Origin of the sequence: Izhakiella capsodis (assembly GCF_900115045.1) — a bacterium.
GTDB lineage: Bacteria > Pseudomonadota > Gammaproteobacteria > Enterobacterales > Enterobacteriaceae > Izhakiella > Izhakiella capsodis.
Map to the genome: position 1 here is coordinate 477,677 of NZ_FOVC01000002.1, position 15,870 is coordinate 493,546.

The following is a 15,870-nucleotide window of genomic DNA, read 5'->3' on the forward strand; positions in this document are numbered from 1 at the left end:
TGGCTATCCTTCACGCGGCGCGGGAATAAAAAGGGTCTGTTATGAAGAAGATTGACGCAATTATTAAGCCATTCAAGCTTGACGACGTGCGTGAGGCGCTGGCAGAAGTAGGTATCACCGGGATGACCGTCACCGAAGTTAAAGGTTTTGGTCGCCAGAAAGGGCATACCGAACTTTATCGCGGCGCGGAATATATGGTTGATTTTCTGCCCAAAGTGAAAATTGAGCTGGTGGTGGCAGACGATATCGCTGAAACCTGTGTTGAGGCTATTATGCAGACCGCTCAGACGGGTAAAATTGGTGACGGTAAAATTTTTGTCTTTGATGTTGCTCGTGTGGTTCGAATCCGCACAGGTGAAGAGGACGAAGAGGCTATCTGATAGCTGTTCTTGCGTAATCAAATGTGAAAAAGGCGCGATGTTCGCGCCTTTTTGCTGCTTAGCAGGAAGCTTAGGGCGTCCCTTACCTGAGATCGATGGCGTGCTGTGCATGGGGTGTATAAGGGTATGCCAGCAGTCTACTCTTCCGTTTAACGCGGATTAGCTCATCGTCTCTGCCAGGACTTTATGCGGGCCGAATACTTCATAATGCATGCACGAAGAATCAACGCCCATTTCGCCCAGCTGCTGTGCGACAGACTGCATAAAGCCCAGCGGTCCGCAGAAGTAAAATTGCATTCCCGGTGCGCTGATGAGCCTTTCCACATTTTGCAAACGCATATGCCCCAGATGCTGATATAGGCCCCGGTCGCCTACGCCCGGTTGACTGAACCAGATGGCTTTATCAAAACGCGCCAACCGGCCACCGATCTGCGTAACTTCTTCAGAGAAAGCATCCGCCTCGCCGTTTTTCGCTGCATGTAACCAGACAACCGGCGCCATGTGTTTTTTATTCGCCAGGCTGTGCAGCATCGCCAGCATTGGGGTCTGACCAACCCCGGCAGAAATCAATGTTATTGGCGTATCAGGCTGGGCCTGTATGAAAAAGTCGCCAGCCGGTGGGGCCAGATCCAGGCTATCACCCTCCTGTGCATGGTGGTGAAGCCAGCTGGAGACGGTGCCCTGTGGTTCATATTTGACGGCGATACGATAACTTTTCCCGTCGGCCGCACGTGTCAGCGAGTACTGACGAATTTCCTGGTTACTGAAGCCCGTTTCTTTTAGCCAGACGGCGATATACTGACCAGGCTTATAAGACTCAACGGGCAAACCGTCTGCGGGTTGCAGTTCAAAGCTTTTAATCACGCTGCTTCGTGACTGGATATCTGTTATGCGAAAAGCGCGCGTGCCGCGCCACCCACCGGGTTGATGCTCGTTATACTGATATATTTCTTCTTCGCGTTGGATAAATACGCCTGCCAGCACCTGATACGCTTTACCCCAGGCTTCAAGTACTTCATTGCCAGGATTAAGCATCTCTTCGATAGTTGCCAGCAAGTGCGTGCCGACGATCTGATACTGGTCAGGGCGAATAGCGAAGCTGGTATGCTTTTGGGCGATTTTTTCTACCGCTGGTCCCAGTGCGCCAAGATTGTCAACATTGGCAGCGTAAGCACAAATGGCGTTGAACAGCGCTTCCCGCTGATTACCATTACGCTGATTGCTCATGTTGAAAATGTCTTTCAGCTGCGGATTATAAGTGAACATGCGGTTATAGAAGTGGGCCGTAAGGTCTGGTCCGGTTTGCTGTATCAACGGCAATGTGGCTTTGATGGTTTTAATTGTCTGAGCGTCTAACATGGTGGTTCCTCCGCAACTAATAACATGTATTTTTTATATATGTTATTGCCCGGGGGATCAGATTGTAAATAACCCTGCAAAAAAAGCGCTCTTTTTGCTGCCTGCAATTGCTATAAAAACGTGAAGAAATTGCACGGAGTGAATGAATAAATATACGGTTAACATCACAGATAAAATTTCAGCCAATTCCTTGTTATGGTTGAAGACAATCGTTTGCGTAAAAAGCGAGTTATGAAACTATTCATCCCCCGACAAACCGTTTAAACTGTTGAGCATGTCTATTGCAGACAAAGATTCACTGCCGTTAATGAGTTAGCTGAGCCAGGAGAAGCGGATGTTAAAGCGTGAGATGAATATTGCCGATTATGATGCCGAATTATGGCAGGCAATGGAGCAAGAAAAGGTGCGCCAGGAAGAGCACATTGAACTGATTGCTTCAGAAAACTATACCAGCCCACGAGTTATGCAAGCCCAGGGCTCGCAGTTGACCAATAAATACGCGGAAGGTTATCCGGGCAAACGTTATTACGGCGGCTGCCAGTATGTAGACATCGTTGAGCAGCTGGCCATTGATCGCGCGAAAGCGCTGTTTGGTGCAGATTATGCCAACGTGCAGCCGCATTCCGGTTCGCAGGCTAACTTTGCGGTATATACCGCGCTGCTTCAGCCTGGTGATACTATCCTCGGAATGAACCTGGCGCACGGTGGCCATCTGACTCACGGTTCCCCTGTTAACCTTTCCGGTAAACTCTACAACGTGGTGCCTTACGGCATTGATGACAGCGGTAAAATTGATTATCAGGAGCTGGCTGAACTGGCCAAAACGCATCGGCCAAAAATGATCGTCGGTGGTTTTTCTGCCTATTCTGGTGTGTGTGACTGGGCGAGAATGCGTGAGATAGCTGATAGTGTCGGTGCCTGGTTGTTTGTGGACATGGCACACGTGGCAGGATTGATCGCAGCCGACGTCTATCCTAATCCTGTCCCGCATGCGCATATCGTTACTTCTACGACTCACAAAACCCTGGCGGGTCCGCGTGGTGGCCTGATTCTGGCGAAAGGCGGCGATGAAGAGCTGTATAAGAAGCTAAACTCAGCCGTTTTCCCCGGTGGTCAGGGGGGGCCACTCATGCACGTCATCGCAGGTAAGGCCGTGGCGTTTAAAGAAGCGATGGAGCCAGAATTTAAAGTTTACCAGCAGCAGGTTGCCAAAAACGCTAAAGCGATGGTCGACATATTCCTGAGTCGCGGCTATAACGTGGTTTCAGGTGGGACGCATAACCATCTGTTCCTGCTGGATCTGGTAGATAAAAACCTGACCGGTAAAGAGGCCGATGCTGTACTTGGCCGGGCGAATATTACGGTTAATAAGAACAGCGTTCCAAACGATCCGAAAAGTCCGTTTGTTACTTCGGGCGTTCGCATTGGTACGCCGGCGGTTACCCGTCGCGGCTTCAAAGAGGCTGAAGTACGTGAGCTGGCTGGCTGGATCAGCGATCTGCTCGACAATATCAATGATGAAGCCAATATTGAGCGTATCAAGCAAAAAGTCCTCGATATTTGCGAGCGCTTTCCGGTGTATGCCTGATAGCATCCGCTGGTTTATCTCTGACAATAAGGCGCCGTTCAGGCGCCTTATTACTATTGGTCATCAGTCAGACGGTGCGCGTATTCGCTGTTGGTGATAATCACGCCGCGAAAGCGAATTCCGTCGAGGGGAAAGGGGCCGCGGATTGCATCGGGAACGGCCAGCACGATGACCTCAGGCGCTCGCTTATATTGCCAGGCCTTAACGTCGGTAGGTTTAGGGTTGTAAGGGGAGCAGTGTAGTTTATATCGCTGAAGTTCTGCCTGTTTATCTTGTCGGATATTCCCCTGAATCAGATCGGCAGCAGTGATTTATTCACGTGAAAAGCAAACGTCAAAATTACATGCCGGGAGATACAGTGCTGTTACGTGTGTTTTTATCGGTGCGGATATAGTGCGTTAAACTTTTCTGTAAGGCTATCCTGAATCGTTAACGAAAATGACGTTTTCCATCGCTGAGTCAGGGGAGTATGAATCATGCTTAACTGGAGACCGAAAGGCTATTGGGCGTGAGTTTTTAGCACACGAATCCTGTGATTTAACGGCTGTTGGTTTTTATAAATGAACGAGATAAACGGTCGCGTTTAAATCAGACTGAGGTAGAGTGTAATTGATGGTTGCTCCCAGAACGCGACTCTGCCTGTTGAACACGAGGTAATGCCGGATGCAGAAAAGATCATCGTGCCATGAACCTCACGGGTGCATCTGCCTTATAAAATATAACGCGCGTGACTTCTTTACGGCCGCCAGTCCGGTGATCTATTAAGCGCATTGGTTAAAGGTGAATTGCATTTGTTATATTATAACGTTATTTTTGTCGTTCTGTTCATACTGGCTGGGTTGCCGAATAGGGTGCAGGCACATCCGCACAGCTTTATCGTGATGAATGCCAAGCCGGTGGTAAAAGATGATCAGCTGACCGGACTGAGTATGGTCTGGACTATGGATGAGATAACCTCGGCGGATCTGCTGTACGATGCCGGTGACGCCAAACCCGATTCGGTAGTGTGGAAAAAGCTTGCGGCAGAGGTGATGGCGAACGTGCTGGGACAGCATTATTTTAGCGAGTTCTGGCATCAGGGAAAGCGGGTTAAGTTTGTTAATCTACCGCCGGAATACCGGCTGTATCGCCACGGCGCTAAAGCCGTACTGACATTTATTCTGCCGTTGGCAAAGCCACAGCCGCTGGCCGGACAACAGTATACGTTTGTAACCTTCGATCCGACCTATTTTGTTGATATGTATTACGATAGCCCCGATGACCTCCAGTTACCCGATGCGCTGAAAGCGCGCTGCCGTTTTGACTTGCACACTCCTGCGGTCAATAGTGCGTTGAAGAACTATGCGCTTTCACTCGACAAGGCCGATGCGCCGCCGGCAGATGTTGATCTTGGCCGCCAGTTTGCTCAGACGGTGACTCTGACATGTCAGTAATTCTCAATCCAAAATCGCACGCATCAGCTGCCAGCCGGTGGCCTCTGCTTCTCACCGCCGCTATATTGGTTCTGCTGGTGATTGCGCTGTGGTATTTCTGGCCGCAAGTTTTGTTGCAAAGTATGCAATGGCAGCGCAGTTTAAATCAGCAAATGACCGCGTTATTGCAGCAGCTCACTATTCACCGGAAACAGGCTGGCATGGCGCTGGTAGGATTCAGCCTGATATATGGCGTGTTGCACGCGCTTGGGCCAGGGCATGGAAAGGTGGTGATTAGCGCATTCCTCGCCACGCACCCGACACGTCTGAAAAACAGTCTGCAGCTCACGTTTGCCGCTGCGCTGCTCCAGGGCTGTGTGGCTATATTTCTGGTCACGCTGATGCTGAGCATTTTACAGCTCTCTTCGCGTCAGCTGCATATCAGTAGCTACTGGCTGGAGAAAGCTAGTTATCTGTTGGTGGGGCTGCTGGGAACAGTGCTGTGTTTCAAAGCGATCAGGCTTCTGCAAAGAGCGTTGCGGCCGGTGCGATTTCAGCGTATTGCCAAGTCCGAGCCGGGTCACAAACATCATGCTGATTGCGGCTGCGGGCATAAACACGTACCAGATGCGGCACAGCTGGCGCAAGCCGTGACTCTGAAAACCAAAGTGCTGGTGGTGTTGTCAATGGGGCTGCGTCCTTGCTCCGGTGCGATTATGATGCTGCTGTTCGCAAAAGTGATGAACGTCTACTGGTGGGGGATAGTTTCCGCGATGGTCATGGCTATCGGTACGGCGCTCAGCGTATCGTCTCTGGCGATACTGGTACAAAGTTCGCGAGTGCTGGCGATAAAACTTTGCAGATCGTCGACGCCTCAGCCGGTTTTTTTCGCTTGCCTGAGCCTGTTTGGGGGAGCACTGCTGATAATTGCCGCCAGCATTCTCTGGCTTTCGGCACAGCCGATGGCGTCTAATGGTATCCGGCCGATATTCTGAATGAATAACCCCCCCACTGGCTACTTTGGGGGGATTTACCCTACATAAAAAATTATCGCTTCAGCGCGTCGCTGAGTTCATCACGTATATTTGCCAGTATTGATTTTACTACGCGAGGATTACCTGCCACCAGGTTGCCGGAGGTAATGAAATTATGACCTCCGATGAAATCTGTGACCAGTCCACCCGCTTCGCGCACCAGCAATTCACCGGCTGCAAAATCCCAGGGCTTCAGCCCGATTTCAAAGAAACCATCAACGCGTCCGGCGGCAACATAAGCGAGATCCAGCGCTGCCGAGCCGGAGCGGCGAAAATCCGCGCACTGAGTGAAGAGTTTGCTGACAACATTGAAATAGCTTTGGGTATGCTGACGCACTTTGAACGGAAAACCGGTGGCGAGGATCGTGCCATCCAGGTCGCGCGCGCTACCACCACGCAGGCGATAACCATTAAGCTGGGCGCCCTGGCCGCGAACGGCGCTGAACAGTTCGTTACGCATCGGATCGTACACCACGCCAACTTCGGTGCGACCTTTAACACGTACCGCGATGGATACAGAGAAGTGGGGCAGACGTTTAATGAAGTTAGTTGTGCCATCCAGCGGATCGATTACCCATTGTATGTCCTGGTCTTGTGCTGCCAGCTCGCCGCTTTCTTCTGTGATGATGGTGTGCTGCGGATAGGATCTGCGGATTACCTCAATAATCTGGCGTTCGGCTTCATGGTCAACATTAGTAACAAAGTCATTGCTGCCTTTCTGACTGGTTTCAACTGCGTCAGGCGTTTCATAACTTCTGGCAATTACGTTTCCGGCTTTGCGTGCAGCGCGCACGGCAATGTTGAGCATTGGATGCATGATGGGAGTCTCTCACTCGCTGAATGTTAAAGAACGTTTTTACTGACATTTTCGCCATGTAACAGCATTGGCTACGCATGATCACCGTGATCGCATACTGATGTATGTTTACACGGCTGATTCCTCATGCCGCTTTGCTGCAAAACGAGAATGGTCTGTAAAAAATAACGGGTAATTTTCTTCGCCATGAAGCGGCAATGGCTGCGTAAAATCCCTGTGAACACAGAGTAGTGTATGCTCTCATGGCAGGTTTTTATGCCGCCTCGCTTCGACGCGAAGTCAGAAATTTGTTGGTTAAAGTTAATCCGGCAACTCTTTGGCATCGCCTTGATTCAGCAAGCTTGCGATCAGAATGTGCAACCGGCGAAATTTTACCGCCGCAAAGTATAGCAGCGCGATCGGAACATGTCCTGTTTTATGTTACGATGCGCCGATTATTTCTTACCTCTGCTGAAGGCTATGTTGGAAAACATTCGTATCGTACTGGTGGAAACCTCTCACACTGGCAATATGGGCTCTGTTGCGCGTGCAATGAAGACGATGGGATTAACCCACCTTTATCTGGTGAATCCACTGGTTAAACCTGACTCGCAGGCAATTTCGCTGGCAGCAGGTGCCAGCGATGTGATTGGTGCAGCAAAGATCGTTGATAATCTCGATGATGCTATCGCTGGTTGTGGTCTGGTAGTGGGAACCAGTGCAAGGTCGCGCTCCCTGCCGTGGCCGATGCTTGATCCCCGTGAGTGCGGCATTAAAAGCGTGCAGGAAGCACAGCAGGCACCAGTGGCGCTGGTATTCGGTCGTGAGCGCGTTGGCTTAACTAATGATGAGCTGCAAAAGTGTCATTATCACGTATCAATTCATGCGAATCCTGAATACAGCTCGTTGAATCTTGCCATGGCGGTACAGGTTATCAGCTATGAAGTTCGCATGGCATGGCTGGCGGGGCAGAATGAAGAGCAGTCAGCCTGGGAGGCTTCGCCTTATCCGCTGGTTGACGACCTGGAGCGTTTTTATCAGCATCTTGAGCAGATGATGTTGCAAAGCGGTTTCATCCGCCCAGTCAATCCCGGGCAAGTAATGAGCAAACTTCGACGGCTGTTCACCCGGGCCCGGCCTGAACGTGATGAGCTAAATATTCTGCGCGGTATGCTGGCTTCGTTCGCCAAAAGAGAACCCGAATAGTTGAGTATTTTACTTGGTTAAATAGTTGACCAAAATACTCAGGAATGCCAAACTGTCAGCCGTTAATTACGTCCATCCCGGACACGAACGAGGTTGCGAAAATATTATGAGACTGACTTCCAAAGGACGCTATGCCGTTACCGCCATGCTTGACGTTGCGCTGCACTCCCATGAAGGTCCGGTGCCGTTGGCCGATATTTCTGAACGTCAAGGGATTTCACTCTCTTATCTTGAGCAACTTTTCTCTCGCCTGCGCAAAAATGGCCTGGTGGCCAGCGTGCGTGGGCCCGGCGGCGGTTATCTGCTGGGGCGTGGGGCAGATGAAATCGCCGTTGGCGCGGTTATCACTGCCGTTGATGAGTCGGTGGATGCCACTAAATGCCTGGGTAAAGAGGGGTGCCAGGGCGGTGAACGCTGCCTGACTCATGTCCTGTGGCGCGATCTCAGCGAGCGCATCAGCGATTTTCTTAATAATATTACACTGGCCGAACTGGTGAATAATCAGGAGATTCTTGACGTTGCCGACCGCCAGAATAATGAAACCCTCCGTGTCGTCCCGAAGGGGCGCTTGCAGGAAACCATTACCGTAAATAATTTACGCGCCTGAAGTTTTTGATTACATCAGCCCGGACCCGATGCCGGGCGAAATAATAACTATTGATACGTATTGAAGCGATGTACGGAGTTTAAGAGCAATGAAACTACCGATTTATCTGGACTACTCCGCAACGACGCCGGTGGACGTGCGCGTGGCCGAGAAGATGATGCAATTTCTCACCCTCGATGGCACTTTTGGTAATCCCGCGTCTCGCTCTCACCGATTTGGCTGGCAGGCCGAAGAGGCGATTGATATTGCACGCAATCAGATAGCTGAGCTTATTGGTGCCGATCCGCGTGAAATCGTATTCACCTCGGGAGCGACCGAGTCGGATAATCTGGCCATTAAAGGCGCGGCGACGTTCTACCAAAAGAAAGGTAAGCACATCATCACCTGTAAAACCGAACACAAAGCGGTGCTGGATACCTGCCGTCAGCTCGAGCGTGAGGGATTCGAGGTCACCTACCTGTCACCGCAGAGCAACGGTATTATCGATCTTCGAACTATCGAGAACGCGATGCGTGACGATACTGTGCTGGTATCTTTAATGCACGTGAATAATGAAATCGGTGTGGTGCAGGACATCAACGCGATTGGTGAGCTCTGTCGTGCGCGTAGCATCATTTTTCACGTAGATGCGACTCAGAGCGTTGGTAAACTTGCGATAAACCTGGCGGAGCTACCAGTTGACCTGATGTCCTTCTCCGGCCACAAAATTTATGGCCCGAAAGGTATTGGCGGGCTTTATGTGCGTCGTAAGCCGCGCATTCGTCTGGAGGCTCAAATTCACGGAGGCGGTCATGAACGTGGTATGCGTTCAGGCACGCTGCCAGTTCATCAAATCGTTGGTATGGGTGAAGCGTATCGCATCGCAAAAGAGGAGATGACCAGTGAAGTTGCCCGTGTGCGTGGCTTACGCGACCGTCTCTGGAATGGTCTGAAAGAAATCGAAGAAGTTTATCTCAACGGTGACCTTGAAAAAGGGGCGCCGAACATCCTGAATGTCAGCTTCAACTATGTTGAAGGTGAGTCACTGATCATGGCACTGAAAGATCTGGCCGTTTCCTCTGGCTCAGCCTGTACGTCAGCCAGCCTTGAACCTTCCTATGTCCTGCGCGCGCTGGGCATGAACGATGAGCTGGCGCATAGCTCTATTCGTTTCTCCCTGGGGCGTTATACCACCGAAGAAGAGATCGACTACGCTATTGACCTCGTACATCAGTCTATTGGTCGTCTGCGCGACCTCTCCCCACTATGGGAGATGTTTAAAGCTGGCGTCGATCTTAACGCTATCGAATGGGCACATCACTAATTTCTGGCATCAGGAGACGAGACAATGGCTTACAGTGAAAAAGTTATCGATCATTACGAGAATCCGCGCAACGTCGGCTCTTTTGATAACAGCGATCCTTCAATCGGCAGCGGTATGGTCGGTGCTCCCGCCTGTGGCGACGTAATGAAACTGCAAATCAAGGTTAATGACGCGGGCATTATCGAAGATGCACGTTTTAAAACTTATGGCTGTGGTTCTGCCATCGCCTCCAGTTCACTGATTACTGAATGGGTTAAGGGAAAATCACTGGAGGAAGCGCAAAGCATTACCAATATGGCTATCGCCGAAGAGCTGGAGCTTCCACCGGTAAAAATCCACTGCTCTATTCTGGCAGAAGATGCCATTAAGGCGGCGGTGGCAGATTATAAGAATAAAAAGAACGCTGGCTAATCAAGGAGGCTGACAGATGTCGATTACATTAAGCGACACGGCAGCGACCCGCGTTAACGCGTTTCTGGCAAACCGTGGGAAAGGCGTCGGTCTTCGTCTTGGCGTGCGTACGTCAGGTTGCTCCGGTATGGCTTACGTGCTGGAGTTCGTTGATGAAGTGCGGCCTGAGGACCGGGTTTTTGAAGATAAAGGCGTTAAAGTGATCATCGACGGTAAAAGTCTGATCTATCTTGCCGGCACCGAACTCGACTTCGTGAAAGAGGGATTAAACGAAGGCTTTAAATTTAATAATCCCAATATAAAAGACGAATGCGGCTGCGGTGAAAGCTTTAGCGTCTGACCAGCCTCGTCGTTAATCTATCGCTCTGCTCTATGCGGGGCGATTTATCTGATCACACTGCGTTTTGAGTCTTTTATGGATTACTTCTCTCTATTTGGTTTGCCGTTGTCGTTTGAAATTAGTAGCGCTAAGTTGGCTGCCCGCTTTCAGGAGCTGCAACGTCAGTTTCATCCCGATCGTTTTGCTACTCGTCCCGAAAATGAGCGTTTGCAAGCGATACAGCAGGCGGCAACGATTAATCAGGCCTATCAGGCGCTGAAAAAGCCGCTTCCACGCGCCGAGTATCTGCTCAGCCTGCACGGCATCGATATCAATAATGAACAGCAGACGCTGCACGACACCGATTTTTTGTTCGAGCAGCTCGCCATGCGTGAAGAGCTGGAAACCATCGAACAGCAGCAGGATGACGCCGCACTCTACGACTTTATGCAGCGGCTTGACGGCATGTCAGCTCCCAGGCACAACCAGATGCGCGATCAGCTGGCAGAGCAAAACTGGCCACAGGCTGCTGATAGCGTGCGTAAGTTACGTTTTATCGCTAAACTGCGCGCCCAGGCAGAAATGCTTGAAGAACAGCTGCTTGATATATAATGAGAAGCATTTATGGCGTTATTACAGATTAGCGAACCGGGAATGTCAGCCCCTCCCCATCAACGCCGGCTGGCGATTGGTATTGATTTGGGGACCACCAATTCACTGGTTGCGACGATGCAAAGCGGACAGGCTGAAACGCTGCCAGACGCGTCAGGCCGGCATTTACTGCCTTCTGTTGTTCACTACCAAAAAGATAGGCTTCGCATTGGCTGGGAAGCCCGTAATCAGGCCTCGCTTGATCCGGTTAATACCATTAGCTCAGTGAAGCGTCTGATGGGGCGTACGTTGACGGATATTCGGCAGCGTTATCCGCATTTACCTTATCAGCTCCAATCCAGTGAAAATGATTTGCCACTGCTGGTTACTGCCGGCGGTAGCGTTAACCCGGTCAGTGTTTCCGCCCGGATACTCACTGTGCTGGCCGAGCGCGCGCGAAGCTCGCTGGGTGGCGATCTGGATGGCGTGGTGATTACCGTGCCTGCCTATTTTGATGATGCACAGCGCCAGGGAACGAAAGATGCGGCACAGCTTGCCGGACTTAACGTTTTGAGGTTGCTCAATGAGCCGACCGCCGCCGCTATCGCTTACGGCCTGGACTCAGGTAAAGAGGGTGTAATCGTCGTTTACGATTTGGGCGGCGGAACCTTTGATATTTCCGTATTGCGCCTGAGTCGTGGCGTGTTCGAAGTGCTGGCTACCGGGGGGGATTCCGCGCTGGGTGGCGACGACTTCGACCAGTTGCTGGCAGATCTTCTGCGGGATAAGACCGGGTTGCACGATCGTCAGGATCACCGTTTACAGCGTCAGCTGCTGGATATCGCAGCAGCGGCTAAAGTTGCCTTGAGCGACGCCGATTGTACCCTGGTGAAGGTTGGCAACTGGCAGGGTGAAATAACGCGCAGCGAATTTAATGCGCTAATCGACGGGTTGATTAAGCGCACGCTGCTATCCTGTCGTCGTGCGCTTAAAGATGCCGACGTCAGCGTCGATGAAGTGCTGGAAGTGGTTATGGTTGGCGGTTCAACCCGCGTGCCACAGGTGCGCGAAAAAGTGGGTGCTTTTTTTGGCCGCACGCCCTTAACTGCCATTGACCCCGATCGCGTAGTGGCTATTGGTGCGGCGATTCAGGCGGATATTCTGGTGGGGAATAAGCCCGATAGCGACATGCTGTTGCTGGACGTGATCCCGCTTTCGTTGGGGCTTGAAACGATGGGTGGGCTGGTAGAAAAAGTGGTGCCGCGCAATACGACTATTCCCACTGCTCGTGCGCAGGAGTTCACTACCTTTAAAGACGGGCAGACGGCGATGAGCATGCATATCGTACAGGGCGAACGTGAAATGGTCGCTGATTGCCGCTCGCTTGCGCGTTTCACGCTGCGTGGTATTCCAGCAATGCCGGCAGGGGGCGCTCACATTCGCGTTATCTTTCAGGTTGATGCCGATGGCTTACTTAACGTTACAGCGACGGAAAAAACCACCGGCATTGCCGCCGCTGTTCAGGTCAAACCCTCTTATGGCCTGACAGACGGTGAAATCGCCGATATGATCGGCGAATCAATGACCTACGCTTGTGATGATATGCAGGCGCGTAAACTGGCCGAGCAAAAAGTGGAGGGGCTGCGCATTCTGCAAAGCCTCGACGGCGCACTGGCTGAAGATGGAAGCCTGCTGACGCAGGTTGAACGGGATCTGATCCGCCAGACACAGCTGGAGTTACGCGCAAAGCTTAATGGTGCTTCTGCCGCCGACATTGACGCGGCTGTACAACAACTCGACAAAGTAACTCAGGATTTTGCTGCGCGTCGCATGGACGAATCAATACGTCGTGCGCTGGCCGGACAATCTGTTGATGAGGTTTAAACCATGCCCAAAATTGTTTTTTTACCCCATCAGGAGCTACTACCTGAAGGTGGCGTATTTGATGCTGGTAGCGGCGAAACTATTCTTGAAGTTGCGCTGCGTAACGGCATTGAACTGGAACACGCCTGCGAAAAGTCCTGTGCCTGCACGACCTGTCACTGCGTGGTGCGCGAAGGTTTTGACTCATTGGCAGAAAGTAGCGAAGATGAGGATGATATGCTGGATAAAGCATGGGGGCTGGAGCCGGAGAGTCGCCTGGGCTGCCAGGCCAGGGTCACCGATGAGGATCTGGTGGTAGAGATCCCCCGCTATACCATCAATCATGCGCGCGAACACTAAGCGCAAAAATTGATCACGGGCCGGATAAATCGGCCTTTTTTTATGCACAGACGTCAGGCGCCGATCGCTCAGTGAAGCATTAACGCTGTTACTCTGACTTACTCACTGAGCATACCAATAAGGATACTGTGATGACCAGTCAAACGATGAATGTTCAACTCACTAATCAGGCGGCTGATGATCGCTGGGGTGAAAAAGCCACAATGAGTATTGGCGATCAAAGCGTCACTATTCATCTCACTGCGGGAGACGCGCTGGCAGTGATTCAGCGAGCAGCGCGCAAAATTGATAGCCAGGATTTAAAGCAGGTGGCGTTGCGTGGCGAAGGTTGGGATCTCGAACGCTGTTGGGCCTTCTGGCAGGGCTTTCGTGGGCCTAAAGGGGAACGCCACGTTGTCTGGCCTTCGCTTGATGATAAGCAGCGTGTTGAACTGAATAACCGTTTGAAAATTGTCGATTGGGTGCGTGATATTATCAATGCTCCGGCCGAAGATCTTGCCCCTGAGCAGCTTGCCAGCCGCGCTGTTGATTTGCTCTGTGCCGTTGGCGGCAAGGCGGTGAGCTACCGCATTACCAAAGGCGAAGCGTTACGTGAACAGGGCTATATGGGGATTCACACTGTTGGCCGTGCCTCGACGCGTGTTCCTGTGCTGTTGGCGCTTGATTATAATCCCGGCGGCGATGACAACGCCCCGGTACATGCCTGCCTGGTGGGTAAAGGCATCACCTTTGATACAGGCGGCTACAGTCTAAAACCCAGCAGCTCAATGGATTCCATGAAATCGGATATGGGCGGTGCGGCTACGCTCAGTGGCGCACTGGCGTTGGCTGTTCGTCGTGGACTGCAAAAACGCGTCAAGCTGTATCTCTGCTGTGCTGACAATATGGTTAGCGGCAATGCTTTCCGCCTCGGTGATATCATTCGCTATCGTAACGGTAAAACTGTTGAGGTGATGAATACCGACGCGGAAGGGCGCCTGGTGCTGGCCGATGGCCTGATCGACGCCAGTGAGCAGCAGCCGGAGTTGTTGATTGACGCCGCTACATTAACCGGCGCGGCTAAAACGGCGCTTGGTAATGATTATCATGCGCTGTTCAGTTTCGATGATCCTTTAGCTGCTCGCCTGCTGGAATCTGCTGCCAGCGAGAATGAACTTTTTTGGCGTCTGCCGCTGGCTGATTTCCATCGCAGTCATACGCCTTCTAATTTTGCCGATTTGTGTAATATCGCCAGTGGTGCTCACACCGCCGGTGCCAGCACTGCAGCCGGTTTTCTGTCCCATTTTGTTAGCCAGTATCAAAAGGGCTGGATGCATATTGATTGCTCCGCAACTTATCGCAAATCAGCGGTGGAGCAGTGGTCCGCAGGTGCGACAGGACTTGGCGTGCGCACGCTGGCTAATCTATTGCTGAAATAATTTGTTCAGGCGCCGCGTGGTATGTGGCGCCTCCGCTGAGTGATTGGTATGAAATTGAGAAATGATCGTCTGGAGGAAGTGCTTAGTCTGGCTACCACTGAGCCAGCACACCGCCCTGAATTTTTTCAGCTGCTGATGGCGTCCAGCATTCTGGTACCCGGCGAAAGCCAGCAGGCGTTTATCGACGCTGATTCGGCGGTCGACCTTCAGCACTGGGAAAAGGAAAGTGGTGAAAGTGTCATTCCATTTTTTACCTCAGAGACCGCGATGGTAAAGGCAGTAAGTAAAGAGCAACCTTATTTGATTATGCCGACGCGTACGCTGTTTGAGCTAACCCAGGGTGAAACCCTGTTCCTCAATCCGACGTTGCCTGCGGGTAAGGAGTTCTCTGCGCGCGAAATTGCCAACTTGCTGGGCGAGGAGGGCAGCGCGTTGACACAGCTTAGCGTTCTTGAAGGTAATAACAGCCTGTTGCTGTCTGAAGTGGCCGTACCGCCAGCACAAATGGTGGATTCACTGACGCAGCTGTTTGCAAAATATAAGCAGGTACGCCGTGCTTTTGTTGCCTCGATGAAAGAAAACCGTGGTGGGCCGGCCAATCTCCTGATCGGTATTGAGGCCGATCAGGAGATTGAAGCGATTATTAATGCGGCAGGCCAGGTAGCAGCGGATACCCTTAATGACGATGCCGTCATCGACCTGTGTGAAGTGAAAGAGGGCGAAAGTGGGATCAGCCACTTCTTTACTGCTCACATCACGCCGTTTTATGAGCGGCGCTGGGGGAGCTTTTTGCGTGATATCAAAGTGAAGATGGTCTGAGCCGCCTTGGCAATATACGCGCCTTCCGCTTGAGCAGACGTAGAGTTCTCGCATTTTCATTACCGGGCTGATTTTTCAGCCCGATGTAGTAACCAGCAAGGTTTTTCAGGCGAAAATAACGATGAGCGTCATTAGCCAGGTTGATGTTGATGCCGGTAGCCACGTAGATCACATTGACATGATAATCAGCGTTTGCTCACTGAATTGATGAGATGACGCCTGATGGCGGAGTTATTTATTTGAGTCTCCGATGCGGGGGCGTGGTCGGTTTGATGATGAGGCCTGATTATTTTATACCGGCGTCAGGGATCATTCAGAGGCAATTAGCGCTAATAGCGTTGTTGCACTTTTCCTTCATGCGGATGTTACGCCGGATGCCAATCTGTATGAGCTGGTGATCGATA

16 protein-coding genes are annotated in these 15,870 nt (G+C 51.5%); 14 read left to right on the top strand and 2 right to left on the bottom strand.

The genetic code is table 11. From position 1 onward, the window contains the following. Positions 1-41 precede the first annotated feature (41 nt). Entirely contained in the window at positions 42-380 is a 339-nt protein-coding gene (gene glnB / locus BM191_RS05580; RefSeq protein WP_092875964.1) for a nitrogen regulatory protein P-II, read from the top strand. A gap of 159 nt (positions 381-539) precedes the next feature. Here the strand turns inward: glnB and hmpA are convergent, their stop codons facing one another. Beyond that, positions 540-1,739, bottom strand: coding sequence for an NO-inducible flavohemoprotein (gene hmpA / locus BM191_RS05585; protein WP_092875966.1), 1,200 nt, complete (start codon positions 1,737-1,739; stop codon positions 540-542). A gap of 334 nt (positions 1,740-2,073) precedes the next feature. Here hmpA and glyA point away from each other — a divergent pair, with 334 nt between their 5' ends. From glyA to BM191_RS05605, 3 genes are all read left to right on the top strand, one after another. After that, positions 2,074-3,327, top strand: coding sequence for a serine hydroxymethyltransferase (gene glyA, locus BM191_RS05590; RefSeq protein WP_092875968.1), 1,254 nt, complete (start codon positions 2,074-2,076; stop codon positions 3,325-3,327). Between the two features lie 809 nt (positions 3,328-4,136). Further along, complete coding sequence (locus tag BM191_RS05600) at positions 4,137-4,760, top strand: DUF1007 family protein (RefSeq protein ID WP_230479530.1); 624 nt, start codon at positions 4,137-4,139, stop codon at positions 4,758-4,760. Continuing rightward, positions 4,751-5,734, top strand: a complete 984-nt coding sequence (locus BM191_RS05605; RefSeq protein ID WP_092875974.1) for a nickel/cobalt transporter — start codon at positions 4,751-4,753, stop codon at positions 5,732-5,734. The genes BM191_RS05600 and BM191_RS05605 overlap by 10 nt, the downstream gene beginning before the upstream one ends. 52 nt (positions 5,735-5,786) lie before the next feature. On the opposite strand, the gene suhB is transcribed toward BM191_RS05605, so the two are convergent. Further along, the gene (suhB, locus tag BM191_RS05610) at positions 5,787-6,590 is read right to left on the bottom strand and encodes an inositol-1-monophosphatase (protein WP_092875976.1); all 804 of its coding nucleotides are present in this window, start codon (positions 6,588-6,590) and stop codon (positions 5,787-5,789) included. 459 nt (positions 6,591-7,049) lie between these two features. Here suhB and trmJ point away from each other — a divergent pair, with 459 nt between their 5' ends. The 10 genes from trmJ to sseB all read left to right on the top strand — a co-directional run bounded on the left by trmJ (position 7,050) and on the right by sseB (position 15,466). Continuing rightward, positions 7,050-7,775, top strand: coding sequence for a tRNA (cytosine(32)/uridine(32)-2'-O)-methyltransferase TrmJ (trmJ, locus tag BM191_RS05615; RefSeq protein WP_092876179.1), 726 nt, complete (start codon positions 7,050-7,052; stop codon positions 7,773-7,775). 106 nt (positions 7,776-7,881) lie between these two features. Next, a complete protein-coding gene (iscR, locus tag BM191_RS05620) occupies positions 7,882-8,382 on the top strand; it encodes a Fe-S cluster assembly transcriptional regulator IscR (protein ID WP_092875978.1) in 501 nt (166 codons plus the stop codon). A gap of 88 nt (positions 8,383-8,470) precedes the next feature. Then, on the top strand, positions 8,471-9,685 hold the full coding sequence (locus BM191_RS05625; protein ID WP_092875980.1) for an IscS subfamily cysteine desulfurase: 1,215 nt from the start codon (positions 8,471-8,473) through the stop codon (positions 9,683-9,685). Between the two features lie 24 nt (positions 9,686-9,709). Further along, entirely contained in the window at positions 9,710-10,096 is a 387-nt protein-coding gene (gene iscU, locus BM191_RS05630) for a Fe-S cluster assembly scaffold IscU (protein WP_092875982.1), read from the top strand. Between the two features lie 16 nt (positions 10,097-10,112). Beyond that, positions 10,113-10,436 (top strand): iron-sulfur cluster assembly protein IscA, encoded by a 324-nt coding sequence (gene iscA / locus BM191_RS05635; protein WP_092875984.1) that lies wholly within the window; start codon positions 10,113-10,115, stop codon positions 10,434-10,436. Between the two features lie 75 nt (positions 10,437-10,511). Continuing rightward, the gene (gene hscB / locus BM191_RS05640; protein ID WP_092875986.1) at positions 10,512-11,027 is read left to right on the top strand and encodes a co-chaperone HscB; all 516 of its coding nucleotides are present in this window, start codon (positions 10,512-10,514) and stop codon (positions 11,025-11,027) included. A gap of 12 nt (positions 11,028-11,039) precedes the next feature. Continuing rightward, positions 11,040-12,890, top strand: coding sequence for a Fe-S protein assembly chaperone HscA (gene hscA / locus BM191_RS05645; RefSeq protein ID WP_092875988.1), 1,851 nt, complete (start codon positions 11,040-11,042; stop codon positions 12,888-12,890). A 3-nt stretch (positions 12,891-12,893) separates the two neighbouring features. Next, on the top strand, positions 12,894-13,229 hold the full coding sequence (fdx, locus tag BM191_RS05650; protein WP_092875990.1) for an ISC system 2Fe-2S type ferredoxin: 336 nt from the start codon (positions 12,894-12,896) through the stop codon (positions 13,227-13,229). 131 nt (positions 13,230-13,360) lie between these two features. Next, entirely contained in the window at positions 13,361-14,647 is a 1,287-nt protein-coding gene (gene pepB, locus BM191_RS05655; RefSeq protein ID WP_092875992.1) for an aminopeptidase PepB, read from the top strand. A gap of 48 nt (positions 14,648-14,695) precedes the next feature. Next, positions 14,696-15,466, top strand: coding sequence for an enhanced serine sensitivity protein SseB (sseB, locus tag BM191_RS05660; RefSeq protein WP_092876182.1), 771 nt, complete (start codon positions 14,696-14,698; stop codon positions 15,464-15,466). Positions 15,467-15,870: the final 404 nt, after the last annotated feature.

Bases quoted from the DNA above. Each gene is read 5' to 3' on its own strand.
- glnB (WP_092875964.1), top strand. From the start codon at position 42: ATGAAGAAGATTGACGCAATTATTAAGCCATTCAAGCTTGACGACGTG.
- hmpA (WP_092875966.1), bottom strand. From the start codon at position 1,739: ATGTTAGACGCTCAGACAATTAAAACCATCAAAGCCACATTGCCGTTG.
- glyA (WP_092875968.1), top strand. From the start codon at position 2,074: ATGTTAAAGCGTGAGATGAATATTGCCGATTATGATGCCGAATTATGG.
- BM191_RS05605 (WP_092875974.1), top strand. From the start codon at position 4,751: ATGTCAGTAATTCTCAATCCAAAATCGCACGCATCAGCTGCCAGCCGG.
- suhB (WP_092875976.1), bottom strand. From the start codon at position 6,590: ATGCATCCAATGCTCAACATTGCCGTGCGCGCTGCACGCAAAGCCGGA.
- trmJ (WP_092876179.1), top strand. From the start codon at position 7,050: ATGTTGGAAAACATTCGTATCGTACTGGTGGAAACCTCTCACACTGGC.
- iscR (WP_092875978.1), top strand. From the start codon at position 7,882: ATGAGACTGACTTCCAAAGGACGCTATGCCGTTACCGCCATGCTTGAC.
- BM191_RS05625 (WP_092875980.1), top strand. From the start codon at position 8,471: ATGAAACTACCGATTTATCTGGACTACTCCGCAACGACGCCGGTGGAC.
- iscU (WP_092875982.1), top strand. From the start codon at position 9,710: ATGGCTTACAGTGAAAAAGTTATCGATCATTACGAGAATCCGCGCAAC.
- iscA (WP_092875984.1), top strand. From the start codon at position 10,113: ATGTCGATTACATTAAGCGACACGGCAGCGACCCGCGTTAACGCGTTT.
- hscB (WP_092875986.1), top strand. From the start codon at position 10,512: ATGGATTACTTCTCTCTATTTGGTTTGCCGTTGTCGTTTGAAATTAGT.
- hscA (WP_092875988.1), top strand. From the start codon at position 11,040: ATGGCGTTATTACAGATTAGCGAACCGGGAATGTCAGCCCCTCCCCAT.
- fdx (WP_092875990.1), top strand. From the start codon at position 12,894: ATGCCCAAAATTGTTTTTTTACCCCATCAGGAGCTACTACCTGAAGGT.
- pepB (WP_092875992.1), top strand. From the start codon at position 13,361: ATGACCAGTCAAACGATGAATGTTCAACTCACTAATCAGGCGGCTGAT.
- sseB (WP_092876182.1), top strand. From the start codon at position 14,696: ATGAAATTGAGAAATGATCGTCTGGAGGAAGTGCTTAGTCTGGCTACC.